Source organism: Enterococcus larvae (assembly GCF_017830045.1).
GTDB lineage: Bacteria > Bacillota > Bacilli > Lactobacillales > Enterococcaceae > Enterococcus_L > Enterococcus_L larvae.
In genome coordinates this window covers 315,985-329,623 of the sequence record NZ_JAEDXU010000001.1, presented here as the reverse complement: position 1 = coordinate 329,623, position 13,639 = coordinate 315,985, and the positions used below count along the sequence as shown (strand labels likewise).

Sequence of the window (13,639 nt, the reverse complement as noted above, 5' to 3'; positions counted from 1 at the left end):
ACATGGTTATGTCGAAGGTTTGTCTGATGTTTTTGGTCACTAGCTGGTTGTTGTATTTTCTAAGGAAAAGCCTGTTCAGATCTATCTTTTTCGCTTGCTATGTTACTAGATTTCACTTAGACCAAAATTGACAGAATGTTGATTTATCCTTTTATATCATAAAATGTGGTTGTTAATGAGGTATATACCAGTTATAATTAAAGAAATAGACAAATGAGGAGGGAAGCAGATGACATCATCTTTACCAATCTATTTACAAATACATGATAAGATCAAAGAAGATATTGAAAAGGGTCTATGGGCCATTGGCGATCGTCTGCCATCAGAGCGTGAGCTGGCTGTTCAGTTCAATGTGAGCCGAATGACACTGCGTCAGGCAATACAGACTCTGGCAGATGAAGGAATATTAGAAAGAAAAATCGGTTCCGGTACATATGTAGCAAGGCAAAAAGTTCAAGAAAAAATGATCGGAACGACAAGCTTTACTGAAATCATGGTTTCTCAAAATCGGACGCCATCCAGCAAAACAGTTTCTTATTTTATTACACAGCCTAGCTCAAGCGAACTGGAAAAGCTTCAACTGTCTGAGCATGAATCGATTCTGAGGATGGAGCGTATACGATATGCGGACAATGTTCCTATTTGTTTTGAGGTAGCAAGTATCCCATACTCTCTCATTGATAAGTACAGCAAATCTGAAGTTAGTCAGTCGCTGTATAAAACATTAGAAGTAAAGGGCGGGTATAAGATCGGACAAGCGAATCAGACGATTTCTGCAATGCTGGCATCGGAACAAATTGCTGAATATCTGGAAATCAAACGAGGTGAGGCGATCTTAAGGCTTCGCCAGATTTCCTATTTGACTGACGGTCGCCCTTTTGAGTATGTGCGCACCCAATATGCGGGGAACCGTTTTGAGTTTTATTTAGAAAAATAACTACAGAGAAGGAGAGAAATCAGATGAATATTCGCTACCCTTGCTAATTTATCCGAAATCAAAGCATTCGAGGTCCGCCGATTTTCTTGTTTTTGTGTGAAACAAAATCAGAAAATTTGGAGGAATAGATATGACTTTGATACTAAAACAATTTATGGATACAGATATACCACTCTTTGAAAAATGGCTGAAGAAATCACATGTGGCAAAATGGTACCATGATCCTGAAGACTGGCTGTTGGAAGTAACGGAGCGGGCGGATGCTTTTCAATTTTTGCATCATTTCATCGTAAGCTGGAACGGTCAATCTATCGGTTTTTGCCAGTACTATTTTTTCTCAGAAAGCGGCGAAGAGTGGCATGGTACACATTCACTTAAGGGAACCTACAGCATCGATTACATGATCGGAGAAGAACTGTTTCTCGGGAAAGGGATCGGTAAGGCAATTGTTGCTGAGCTGACGGATTATATAATGGCATTCACAGATTGTGAGCGAATCATTGTCCAGCCTGAACCTGAAAATCTAGCCTCCTGTGGAGCACTTTTATCAAACCGCTATGTATTTGATGAAGTGAACGAACTTTTTTTAAAAGAAAAATGAACAAGAGCTGCGGCAAATTCTGCCGCAGCTCTTTTGTGTTTGTCGAAGAACTCTATTTTGATGTAAGGGGAATCTCATGGTAGCTAGTTTCGCCTTCTTCATAGGTAAATTGTCCATTCAAAATATCTGTCACTTCGGAAATGAACAGCGGTACAGTCTCTTCATCTACCAGACAGACTACAGTGATTTTTTCAGTAAACAGAGTATCCTTTGTTGTGTAGCCGCTCGTTTCCAGAAAATTTTGAAGCTTTCCAAGCTGCGGATACTCAATAGTCAGTGTGATTTCCTGTTGTAATTTCCCTTCAACTAAGCCGATTGCCTGAATGGCTTCAGAAACGGAATGACTATATGCGCGAATCAACCCACCCGCACCAAGCTTTGTGCCGCCAAAATAACGAGTAACTACAGCCGCAATATTTATCAGCTCCTGCTTTTTCAATACCTCAAGCATTGGGATGCCGGCAGTACCACTCGGTTCTCCATCATCGCTGCTTCGTTGAATCTCGCCTCTATCTCCAAGGATAAAGGCACTACAATTGTGGTTGGCCTTCCAATGTTCCTTTTTTATTTCAGCAATAAATGCTTTCGCATCATCTTCTGTTTTGACACGCTTCATAAAACAAATGAATCTGGATTTTTTGATTTCAATCTCATGCTGTCCATCCTGTAAAATAGTAAAATAATGATCAATCATCGTCTCTTCCTTTTCTTCATCATCGTTAGTACCAGTATAGGAAAAAAGTGTCCGTTAAGCAACTTGAAAGGATAAAAAGTTCTTACTTAGAATAGTTGAAAGTTCGCTGATTTATGAGATAATAATGATATCAAGGAGGGGATTCGATGGTAAAAGAACGTTCTAAGAAATACAATCATGTGACCCATTATCTGAGAGAAAATGGCGGTTCTCAAGTGACTTTGACTTTTACCCAGTTTGATGAACTGTTGTTTCCTTACTCCGGCTTGCCTGCAACAGCTCGAACAGATACTGACTGGTGGGCAAATGATTATAAGCATCCGGAAAAAGGTGCATACGGTTGGCTGAATGCCGGCTATCAAGTTGTTCAGGTGAATTTAGAAAAAGAATACATCGTATTTAACAAGTTATTGAAAGCAAATGGACTTTTTAAAGAGTCGCTTTTGTAAAATAAACAACAAAAGCTGTATTAGATGATAAAAAACAGAAAGAAGAGATTGGCTAGCCTCCAGTCTCTTCTTTCTATTTTGATATTCGTTCTATTTTATTTCAGCATGTTTGCTAAATTGAGTTTGTTGCCAAAATATGTGCAAGGACGTTTAATGTGCGTGTCGCAATAGGAATATTTCAATGTTTTCCTACAGTAAATAATTGTTTTCTTTGTCTGCTACTTGGACAGCTTTCAGTGAATAGGTTGCATAACCACCGACAACTAATGGTTCCTGTTTACAAAGTGCCTCAGCTTCTTCGTAACTTTCGGCATTGAGAATGACCATACCTGCTACACCGGGATAACCTTTGAACACTCCGCAAAATTCTAAATTGCCGTTTTCATCCCATGCTCGAAGATTTCCCACATGACTTTCAACGATTGCTTTAGTGATTTTATTATAGGTTTTACTTTTCTCTATAAACATGACATATGACCATTTATCCATATTCCCACTTCCAATCTTTTCCTTTTTTAACGGTTGTTCTTTATTTGATTATAGCAGAGCAAGAATGAGAAATTAATAGGGAAATGAATTTAAATGATACTTGTCTTTTTTGCGAATAGTAGTTATGAGGAAGTGATTTTGTGAATGAACTGATAGGCAGAAAAGTAATGAAGAAAGAGCTTTTAAAAAATATTGATCTTTCAAACGCTATTCATTTTTCAGCGATGGTCATCAACGGAAGTAAAGTATGCTGCGGAAGGTGTGGCTGTATCCACCCACTAGAAGCGGTAGAGCTCCAGCAGCAACGTTATTTTTGTCCGTCATGTATCCAATTGGGACGGATAGACAGTGATGGAACTCTATATCATATGGCAGAAGTAATCGGTCATTCGCGTAAGGTAGTGTTTGAATGGGCTGGGGAATTGACTGCAGGACAGCAGACTGTTTCTGATCAATTGCAAAGGATTGCGGCTGAAAAAAGAAACGGCATGGTTTGGGCAGTTACAGGTGCTGGAAAAACGGAGATGCTTTTTGAAACGATACGCATGTCATTGAGTAGAGGAGAACGGGTTGGACTCGCATCACCCAGAGTAGATGTGTGTCTGGAATTGTATCCTCGACTCAGGAAAGTGTTTCCCGAAGAGGACCTGATCCTTTTGTATGGGGATTCGGAAGAGATCTATCGTTACTCGAAATTTGTCTTGTGTACAACGCACCAGCTGTTGCGCTTTTATCAAGCCTTTGATGTACTGATCATTGATGAGGTCGATGCCTTCCCCTTTGTAAATGAGAAAATGCTTCAAACAGCAGCTGAAAATGCAATAAAAGAACAGGCAGCACTCCTTTATTTGACTGCTACTCCTACAAAACAGCTGCTCCATCTGTCAGCAAAAAATGAATTGGAGATGGTTGTCCTTCCGGCACGCTATCATCGCAGACAGCTCCCGATCCCAATGTTGAAGAGCAGCTTCCACTGGCGAAGGAAGATAGCGCAGAAAAGGATACCTAAAGAGTTGATGAACTGTATCAACAAGTTGATGAAGAAGAATAACGTACTCTTATTTTGCCCAAGTATTTCTCTACTGAATGAGCTTTATAAATTATTCAGCTTGCAAATGCCAAATATTTCGATCGCCTCTGTTCATTCTAAGGATGAGGACCGAGCTGAAAAAGTCCTGCAGATGAGAGAAAAGAAATTTCGGCTTTTTTTGACTACTACAATTTTGGAGCGCGGTGTGACCTTCGATCAAGTCTCCGTCATTGTTCTTGGCGCAGAGCATCCAGTGTTTTCAGCCTCTGCTCTGGTTCAGATTGCAGGTCGAGTTGATCGGAAAAGCAATTATACAGGTGGGGAGGTTTGGTTCCTTCATGATGGGAAAAACCATCAAATCAAACAAGCAGTCAAACAAATCAAAAGGATGAATCAGCTTGCGAAAGAAGGGGGGCTGGTGGATGAACTGTGTATATTGTAGTCAGAGGATCAGTAGGATTCTTTCTATTCGAGAACTCATTTGTTTTCACCCGCTCCCGCGTTATGAGCTGTGCATAAACTGTCAAAAAAAGTTTCAACTCCTCGAAGGGCATCAACTATGTAATGGCTGTGGAAGAAAGTGTTCTTCTTTCTATTGTAGCGACTGTCATCTTTGGCAAAAGAAGTACCCGGATTATTCTTTTCATCATACTGCATTATTTCAATATGATGATGAGATGAAGCTGTGGTTTGAGGAATATAAGTTTAAAGGGAATTACCAGTTGCGCCATAGCTTTTCTCAAAAAATTGCCGTCTATTTCAAAAAGAAGAAAAATTTTCTTGTTATTCCCATTCCCCTGTCGAAAAATCGATTATCAGAAAGGGGCTTTAATCAAGTTGAAGGGCTTTTGAAGGGAGCAGCTGTTGATTATACAGACTGTTTAGTTCGAACAGGAAGTGATCAGCCGCAATCAAAAAAAGGAAGGAAAGAACGGTTATCCGGACATCAGCCGTTTCATTTATGTAAAACATATGAACATCTCTTGGCTGACAGGAATGTCTTGCTGGTTGATGATATATATACGACAGGAAGGACTCTTTTCTTTGCGTCGGAAATTATTTTAAAATATCCGGTCAAAAAGCTGGAAACATTCTCTGTTGCTCGCTGAATTGAACAAATATAGAAAAATTTGATTATCAATATTGTTGGCAAATAGATAATTGTTAGCTATAATAGAGTTAAGAAGAGAGAGTAAGAGAGTGGTCCTTTTATTCTTTCTTTATGTGGTAGATGAAAGGGGCAATTGTTATGTTTAGATATAATGTACGTGGAGAAAATATTGAAGTAACAGAGGCAATTCGTGACTATGTAGAGAAAAAGGTCAAAAAACTGGAGCGATATTTCAGCGATTCACCAGAAGCGACCGTTTATGTTAACTTGAAAGTATATACTGAAAAAACTGCGAAGGTTGAAGTGACTATCCCTCTTCCATACTTGGTATTGAGAGCAGAAGAAACTTCTCCTGACCTATATGCAAGTGTTGATTTGGTTGTAGACAAACTGGAACGCCAAATCCGTAAATTCAAAACAAAAATCAATCGCAAGTCACGTGAAACAGGAACTGGCTCTGTGAAGGAAGTAGCTTTCTTTACTGAGGAAGAGACAGCGGAAGAAACTTCTGAGCTGGATATCGTACGTACAAAACGCCTTTCACTAAAACCAATGGATAGTGAAGAAGCAGTTTTACAGATGAACATGCTTGGACATAACTTCTTTATTTTTGAAGATTCTGAAACAAACGGAACAAGTATTGTTTATCGTCGTAAAGATGGCAAATACGGCTTGATTGAAACAGACTAATCAAACCGATCATTAAGAATTAGTAATAGTCGAGGTTGGAACAGAAGCACTCAGCTCTGAGAGGCTGGAAATCTACGGGAATGGCTTCATTTTTCTGTTGGATTACATCCGTCTCCAAGTGAGTGGCTTCTGTTCTGCTGTTTATCCGATTATGGGAAAAAGTTATCAGGAAACAGGCTGGTGGCTTATCCATTTTACTTAACGTACATATAAATTATTTAAGCAATTCTTGACAGAAGTTATTTCCTTTCTTATGAAGTAGTGATAAAATAAGAAGGATGATTGTACATTCTGTGTCAAAATGATTGTGTAATTCGGAGAAAAAATAAATAGAGTTAATTGAAAGGAACACTTAAACAATGGCAAATTTTCTTAGAAAGATGATTGAAAACGATAAAAAAGAATTGAAGCGGCTTGAAGTTATAGTTGATAAGATTGAAACATATGCATCTGCTATGGAACAGCTAAGTGACGAAGAACTTAAAGCTAAAACTGATGAGTTCAAAGGACGCTATGAAAAAGGCGAAACACTTGATCAGCTATTACCGGAAGCATTCGCTGTTGTTCGTGAAGGAGCAAAACGGGTTCTTGGTCTATATCCTTATCGCGTACAGCTAATGGGTGGTATCGTTCTTCATGATGGGAATATCCCGGAAATGAGAACTGGTGAAGGTAAAACATTGACGGCAACAATGCCGGTTTATCTGAATGCTCTTTCAGGAGAAGGTGTTCACGTAGTAACAGTCAATGAATACTTGGCAACACGTGACTCAAGTGAAATGGGAGATCTGTATAATTTCTTAGGCTTGAGTGTCGGGTTGAACATCAACTCAAAAACACCGGAAGAAAAACGTGCAGCCTACAATTCAGATATTACGTACAGCACGAATAATGAACTTGGATTTGACTACCTGAGAGATAACATGGTTGTATACCGCAACCAAATGGTTCAGCGTCCTCTTAACTATGCAATCGTCGATGAAGTGGATTCAATTTTGATCGATGAAGCGCGTACGCCGTTGATCATTTCAGGGCAGGCTGAAAAGTCTACTGCATTATACACACGTACAGATAACTTAGTGAAGAAATTGAAAGAAGAAGAAGATTACAAAATCGATGTTCAGTCTAAGACAATCAACTTGACTGAAGCAGGTATGGAAAAGGCTGAAGAAGCTTTCGGATTGGAAAACCTGTATGAAATCGAAAATACAGCATTAACTCACCATATGGAGCAGGCATTGCGTGCAAACTATATCATGATTCGTGATATCGACTATGTGGTACAGGAAGGAAAAGTCCTGATCGTTGACCAGTTTACTGGACGTATCATGGATGGTCGTCGTTATTCTGATGGGCTTCATCAGGCAATCGAAGCCAAAGAAGGCGTAGAGATTGAAGATGAGTCAAAAACAATGGCTACTATTACATTCCAGAACTATTTCCGTATGTATAAAAAACTGTCTGGGATGACCGGTACAGCTAAAACGGAAGAAGAAGAATTCCGTGAAATTTATAATATCCAAGTTATTCAGATTCCTACAAACCGTCCAATCGTCCGTGATGATCGTCCGGATCTGCTTTATCCGACACTGGAAAGTAAATTCAGAGCGGTTGTTCAGGATATCAAAGAACGCTATCATAACGGCCAGCCTGTTTTGGTTGGTACAGTAGCAGTAGAAACATCTGAATTGCTTTCAGAATTATTGAATAAAGAAAAAGTACCTCATGAAGTATTGAATGCGAAGAATCACTTTAAAGAAGCAGAAATCATCATGAATGCCGGTCAAAAAGGTGCTGTAACGATCGCTACCAACATGGCAGGTCGTGGTACCGACATCAAGCTTGGTCTTGGTGTCGTAGAGCTTGGCGGTTTAGCTGTAATTGGTACAGAGCGTCATGAGTCTCGTCGTATTGATAACCAGTTGCGTGGACGTTCAGGTCGTCAGGGAGATCCTGGGGTATCACAATTCTATCTTTCATTGGAAGATGAATTGATGAGACGTTTTGGTACGGATCGTATCAAAGTCTTCCTTGACCGCATGAAGATCGAAGAAGAAGATGCTGTGATTCAAAGTAAAATGTTATCAAGACAGGTTGAATCTGCGCAAAAACGTGTAGAAGGAAACAACTACGATACACGTAAAAATGTACTGCAATATGATGATGTTATGCGTGAACAGCGTGAAGTCGTTTATGCACAGCGTCAAGAAGTCATCATGGAAGAAAATGATCTGACAGAAGTGTTGATGAATATGATCAAACGCACGATTGGTCGTGTTGTTGATAGTCATACACAGCTTGAAAAAGAAAACTGGAATTTGGAAGGCATTGTTGATTTTGCCGGTTCTGCAATTCTTCATGAAGATGCAGTTTCTATTGAAGATATCAAAGATAAGACACCGGAACAAATCAAAGAGTATTTGTATGAAGCTGCAAAAGGCGTCTACGAAACAAAAGCAGGTCAGTTAAATGGACCGGAGCAAATGCTTGAATTCCAAAAAGTAGTTATCCTAAGAGTTGTAGATACAAAATGGACGGATCATATTGATGCAATGGATCAGCTGCGTCAATCAGTAGGATTGCGTGCCTATGGTCAAAATAATCCATTAGTTGAGTACCAAACTGAAGGATATAAGATGTTTGAAGATATGATTGGTGCAATTGAATTCGAAGCAACACGTTTGTTCCTGAAATCTGAGATTCGTCAGAATGTACAAAGAGAACAGGTTGCTCAAGGAGAAGCAAGCCATCCAGGTGAAACAGCGGAAGAGCAAAGCAACACTTCAGCTAAAAGAACACCGGTTAAAGTTGATAAAGTAGGGCGTAACGATCCTTGTCCATGTGGTAGTGGTAAGAAATTCAAAAACTGTCATGGTAAGAATGCCTAGTTGTTAGAATTGTTGTGAGAAAATCAGTTATAGACTGTACCGCGACAGTGTAACTTAGTCAAAGAATGAGCGTGGGGTCTCACTTGTATCCCACGCTCTTTAATTAGTCTTGAAAGATGTTTAAGAGTGTAGAGAAATCGTGGATTATCATTGATTTTATCAGAGTCATCAGGTATCCTTGGTTTTTATCAGCATAGCAAGTGCCACGATTAAACAACCATTTTACTGATAGAAGGGAATGTTTCATGAATGGAAAATGCAGAAATTCGTCATGCATTGGATGAAATAAATGAGAAAATAAATAGTTTTAGGGGGTCTCTTTGACTTAGATCAGCTGGAAGAAGATATTGCTGAAGCTGAGCATCAGATGGCTGAGCCTGGCTTTTGGGACAATACAGAGGAGGCCCAAAAGCTGATCAATGAAACAAACATCTATAAAGAGAAATTTCAGCAATTCAATCAATTCGCGGAAGAGCTGGAAGAATTGGAAATCATGAATGAGATGCAGCAAGAAGAGTTTGATGGAGAGATTCAGGAGGAGCTGATAGAGAGACTAAAACAGCTTTCTGAAAAACTTTCAATCTATGAACTTTCATTATTGTTAAACGAGCCATATGATAAGAACAATGCAATCGTTGAACTGCATCCCGGAGCCGGGGGAACTGAATCTCAGGATTGGGGCAGTATGCTGCTTCGCATGTACACACGTTGGGCTGAAAGTCATGGTTTTCAAGTTGAGACACTGGATTATCAGGCAGGAGATGAAGCTGGGATAAAAAGTGTAACTCTGGAAATCAAAGGCTATAATGCATTTGGCTATTTGAAATCTGAGAAGGGTGTTCATCGCTTGGTTCGGATATCGCCGTTTGATTCTGCTAAGCGAAGACATACTTCTTTTTGCTCTGTCGACGTGATGCCCGAGTTGGATGATACAGTAGAGGTCGAGATCAATTCTGATGATCTTAAGATCGATACATATCGTGCCAGTGGAGCTGGTGGTCAGCATATCAATAAAACGGAATCAGCGGTGCGGATCACTCACTTGCCGACAGGGACAGTAGTCGCTAGTCAGGCACAGCGTTCACAGTTGAAAAATAGAGAACAGGCAATGTCTATGCTGAAAGCAAAGCTTTATCAGCTGGAGATGGAGAAAAAAGAACAAGAAGCAGCCAGCATTCGCGGAGAACAACTAGAGATTGGTTGGGGTTCACAGATTCGTTCATACGTTTTTCACCCATATTCGATGGTCAAGGATCATCGCACGAATTTTGAAACAGGAAATGTTCAAGCAGTCATGGATGGAGATCTTGACGGATTTATCGATGCGTATTTAAAATTGAAAATCTGAGCCATTCACGGAAATGAAATATAACTGTAAAGTCTTGAAAGAAGACTGAAACAAATTAATGCTATAATAAACAATGATTTTATTATGGAGATGGAGAGAAAACATCATGATTGAAATGAAAGATGTAATGAAGAAATACTCTAATGGTACAACTGCTATTAGAAATCTTTCAATAGAAATAAAGCCAGGTGAGTTTGTATACGTAGTAGGTCCATCCGGTGCCGGAAAATCTACTTTCATCAAGTTGATGTATCGTGAAGAACAAGCCACCAAAGGGCGATTGAGAGTCGCTGGACATGACTTGATAAAGATCAAAAACAGAGAAGTTCCTTATCTTCGTAGAGAAATAGGAATCGTGTTTCAGGATTACAAGCTGTTGAGCAAAAAAACGGTTTATGAGAATGTTGCCTATGCAATGCAGGTAATTGGAAGAAAACCACGTGAAGTTAAAAAACGTGTAATGGAAGTGTTGGATCTTGTCGGTCTGAAACATAAAGTACGTGTATTTCCAAGTGAGCTTTCTGGTGGGGAACAGCAACGTGTCTCTATTGCGAGAGCAATCGTAAATATGCCGAAGGTGCTGATTGCCGATGAACCAACAGGAAACCTTGATCCGGAAAATTCCTGGGAAATCATGAAGCTATTGGATCGGATTAATGCTCAGGGAACTACGGTTGTAATGGCAACACATAACAGTACAATCGTAAATACGATTCGTCATCGGGTAATTGCAATAGAAAACGGACGAATCATTCGAGATCAAGCGGAAGGGGATTACGGCTACGATGATTAGAACATTTTTTACTCATTTACTAGAGAGTATAAAAAGTTTGAAGCGAAACGGTTGGATGACGATAGCTTCGACAAGTGCTGTAACGATCACACTTATACTTGTAGGTATTTTTATGGCAGTTATCTTTAATGCCACGAAATTAGCAAAAGATATATCTGATAACGTAACGGTATCAGTGTTTGTTGATATCGGTACAACAGCTGAAGAGATGCAGACTTTGGAAAGTGAATTAAGAGAAATCAAGAATGTTGATTCCATCTCATATTCCAATAAGGATCAACAGCTGAAAAAAATTCAGGATCAAATGGGAGACGCATGGAACCTTTTTGAAGGAGACAGCAATCCTTTGTACGATGTTTACTATTTAAGTGCAAAAGAACCTGAAGAGACAAAGAAAATATCAGAAGAAGCAGGAAAACTGCAGAATGTATTTAAAGCAGACTACGGTGGTCTTTCTTCAGATAAGATATTCCAATTGGCTGAAACAGTAAGAACATGGGGCTTGGCAGCTGCCGGCTTACTATTGTTCGTTGCAGTCTTCCTGATTTCCAATACGATCCGTATCACGATTCTTTCAAGACAAAGAGAAATTCAAATCATGCGTCTTGTTGGTGCAAAAAATGGATACATCCGTTGGCCATTTTTCCTTGAAGGAGCTTGGATTGGATTACTTGGAGCGTTTGTACCAATGATCTTGATGTCAATTGGCTATCATTATGCCTATAACATTTTGAACCTGCAATTACTGCGTTCAAATTATTCTATGCTGAAGCCGGAAGACTTTTTATGGCAATTGAATTTATTGATGGTTGGCACCGGAGTGATCATCGGATCTGTCGGATCTGTGATTTCTATGCGTCGCTTCCTGAAAATATAAGAAAAGTACGAGTGCGGGAATCTTTCCTGCACTCGTTTTTGTTCAAAATGAGCTGCAAAGAATCCACGAAACTATCAGCGATAGACAGCGATAGTTGCTGTAGAGAAACTAGTTTTTAACATTTCCTCTTAGTCACTTGCTTGATTGGCAGATTTTATAAAGCAATCTAGTTTTAGGAATTCTCCTTCTCTTTTCTCTTTACTTCTTTGAATAAGTTCGCTATCCTTACTATTATGGAAAAGTGCAAGGTTGAGGTGGAAAGATGAGTTTCTTTATTGATAATTTTTTTGTTATTATTTTTATTGCTAATATTTTGCTATCGACAATCATCGTGTTTCGTGAGCGAAAGCAGACAGCCCAAACATGGGCATGGTTATTAGTATTGTTGTTTGTTCCGATAGTCGGTTTCGTTCTTTATATCTTTTTAGGAAGAGGAATTTCTAAGGATAAGATTTTTGATATGAAAATGCAGGCCAAAATCGGTATGAATGCTGAAATCGAAGATGAGAAAAAAGCATTGCAGCGTGGGTTGTTTCCTCATCCGCCAACGGGTGAAGTAGAACCGAAGCAGCTGATTTATATGCTGACAATGTTTGAAAGTGCAATGTATACAACGAACAATGATGTTGTGCTTTATACAGATGGTCGTGAAAAATTTGATGCACTGATTCAGGATATAAGAAATGCCAAAGACCATGTGCATATGGAATATTACATTTATCGGGGAGATGCATTGGGGAAAGAGCTAAGGGCAGAACTGATAGATGCTGCCAAACGCGGTGTAAAGGTTCGACTACTACTTGATGCATGGGGCTCTACACAGGTCAATATGAAGTTTTTTGAAGGCCTGACCAATGAAGGAGGAGAGGTTGCGTTCTTCTTCCCCTTGTTCGTTCCTTATCTGAATCCTCGCATCAACTATCGAAATCACAGAAAAATTGTTGTTATCGATGGGCTGATTGGTTATACTGGCGGCTTCAATGTTGGAGATGAGTACTTAGGTATCGTTGAAAAATTTGGTTATTGGAGAGACAATCACTTAAGAGTATGTGGCGATGCGGTATACAGCTTTCAAAATAGATTTTTGATGGACTGGAACTCTCAGCATACAGAGGAACTGGGCTATAGTGAAGCTTATTTCCCACCAATCACATCTGTCGGGAAAAAGGCGATACAGGTCGTTACAAGCGGGCCGGATTCTGAACATGAACAAATCAAGATGACTTATCTGAAGATGATTTCGATTGCTAAAAAAGAGATTTTGATTCAGACTCCGTATTATATTCCTGATGAATCGATTCATGAAGCAATCAAGCTGGCATTGCTTTCCGGTGTGAAAGTAAGGATTCAAATCCCTAATAAGCCGGACCATATGCTGGTCTACTGGGCGACATATTCCTTTGCAGCAGAGCTTTTGGAATACGGTGCAATTATTGAAACTTATGAAAATGGATTTATCCATGCGAAAACAATGATCGTCGACGGCGGTATTGTTTCAGTTGGCTCTGCGAACATTGATGTTCGTTCCTTCAGATTGGATTTTGAGGTCAATACCATTATCTATGATGAAGAGTTTTCTGGAAAAGTCAGAGATTCTTTCTACGAAGATTCTCAAGTTTCACAGCTTCTTACACAAGAAAAATATGATGCCAGAGGCTTTCTTATTAAGCTGAAAGAGGGACTGGCACGATTGATTTCACCGTTACTGTAAGTAATTATTTTTATCAAGAAA

The 13,639-nt window shown here is 39.5% G+C and carries 13 protein-coding genes; 11 read left to right on the top strand and 2 right to left on the bottom strand.

Going from position 1 to position 13,639, the window contains the following annotated elements:
• Window positions 1-229 precede the first annotated feature (229 nt).
• Together I6N96_RS01590 and I6N96_RS01585 are read left to right on the top strand one after the other, a co-directional pair.
• Window positions 230-937 (top strand): GntR family transcriptional regulator, encoded by a 708-nt coding sequence (locus tag I6N96_RS01590; protein ID WP_209555748.1) that lies wholly within the window; start codon window positions 230-232, stop codon window positions 935-937.
• 130 nt (window positions 938-1,067) lie between these two features.
• Entirely contained in the window at window positions 1,068-1,538 is a 471-nt protein-coding gene (locus I6N96_RS01585; protein WP_209555747.1) for a GNAT family N-acetyltransferase, read from the top strand.
• Window positions 1,539-1,590: 52 nt separating this feature from the next.
• On the opposite strand, the gene I6N96_RS01580 is transcribed toward I6N96_RS01585, so the two are convergent.
• Window positions 1,591-2,232, bottom strand: a complete 642-nt coding sequence (locus tag I6N96_RS01580) for a YigZ family protein (RefSeq protein ID WP_209555746.1) — start codon at window positions 2,230-2,232, stop codon at window positions 1,591-1,593.
• 146 nt (window positions 2,233-2,378) lie between these two features.
• Between I6N96_RS01580 and I6N96_RS01575 the strand changes: the two genes are divergently transcribed.
• Window positions 2,379-2,681, top strand: a complete 303-nt coding sequence (locus I6N96_RS01575) for a DUF7662 domain-containing protein (RefSeq protein WP_209555745.1) — start codon at window positions 2,379-2,381, stop codon at window positions 2,679-2,681.
• A 189-nt stretch (window positions 2,682-2,870) separates the two neighbouring features.
• Here the strand turns inward: I6N96_RS01575 and I6N96_RS01570 are convergent, their stop codons facing one another.
• Window positions 2,871-3,170, bottom strand: a complete 300-nt coding sequence (locus I6N96_RS01570; RefSeq protein ID WP_209555744.1) for a YciI family protein — start codon at window positions 3,168-3,170, stop codon at window positions 2,871-2,873.
• Between the two features lie 140 nt (window positions 3,171-3,310).
• Here I6N96_RS01570 and I6N96_RS01565 point away from each other — a divergent pair, with 140 nt between their 5' ends.
• The 8 genes from I6N96_RS01565 to cls all read left to right on the top strand — a co-directional run bounded on the left by I6N96_RS01565 (window position 3,311) and on the right by cls (window position 13,618).
• Entirely contained in the window at window positions 3,311-4,642 is a 1,332-nt protein-coding gene (locus I6N96_RS01565) for an ATP-dependent helicase ComFA (protein ID WP_209555743.1), read from the top strand.
• Between the two features lie 235 nt (window positions 4,643-4,877).
• Window positions 4,878-5,309 (top strand): ComF family protein, encoded by a 432-nt coding sequence (locus I6N96_RS19685; protein ID WP_245186801.1) that lies wholly within the window; start codon window positions 4,878-4,880, stop codon window positions 5,307-5,309.
• Between the two features lie 140 nt (window positions 5,310-5,449).
• On the top strand, window positions 5,450-6,001 hold the full coding sequence (gene hpf, locus I6N96_RS01555) for a ribosome hibernation-promoting factor, HPF/YfiA family (protein ID WP_209555741.1): 552 nt from the start codon (window positions 5,450-5,452) through the stop codon (window positions 5,999-6,001).
• A 359-nt stretch (window positions 6,002-6,360) separates the two neighbouring features.
• Entirely contained in the window at window positions 6,361-8,889 is a 2,529-nt protein-coding gene (secA, locus tag I6N96_RS01550; RefSeq protein WP_209555740.1) for a preprotein translocase subunit SecA, read from the top strand.
• Between the two features lie 249 nt (window positions 8,890-9,138).
• Window positions 9,139-10,237, top strand: a protein-coding gene (gene prfB, locus I6N96_RS01545) for a peptide chain release factor 2 (protein WP_209555739.1) whose coding sequence is annotated in 2 segments (ribosomal slippage) — window positions 9,139-9,210 and window positions 9,212-10,237 — 1,098 coding nt in all. Because the reading frame shifts where the segments join, the coding sequence is not laid out codon by codon here.
• Between the two features lie 106 nt (window positions 10,238-10,343).
• Window positions 10,344-11,030 (top strand): cell division ATP-binding protein FtsE, encoded by a 687-nt coding sequence (gene ftsE / locus I6N96_RS01540; protein WP_209555738.1) that lies wholly within the window; start codon window positions 10,344-10,346, stop codon window positions 11,028-11,030.
• Window positions 11,023-11,907: a permease-like cell division protein FtsX gene (gene ftsX, locus I6N96_RS01535; RefSeq protein ID WP_209555737.1), complete on the top strand. Its 885-nt coding sequence runs from the start codon at window positions 11,023-11,025 to the stop codon at window positions 11,905-11,907. Before ftsE ends, ftsX begins: the two co-directional genes overlap by 8 nt.
• Window positions 11,908-12,169: 262 nt before the next feature.
• Entirely contained in the window at window positions 12,170-13,618 is a 1,449-nt protein-coding gene (cls, locus tag I6N96_RS01530; protein ID WP_209555736.1) for a cardiolipin synthase, read from the top strand.
• Window positions 13,619-13,639: the final 21 nt, after the last annotated feature.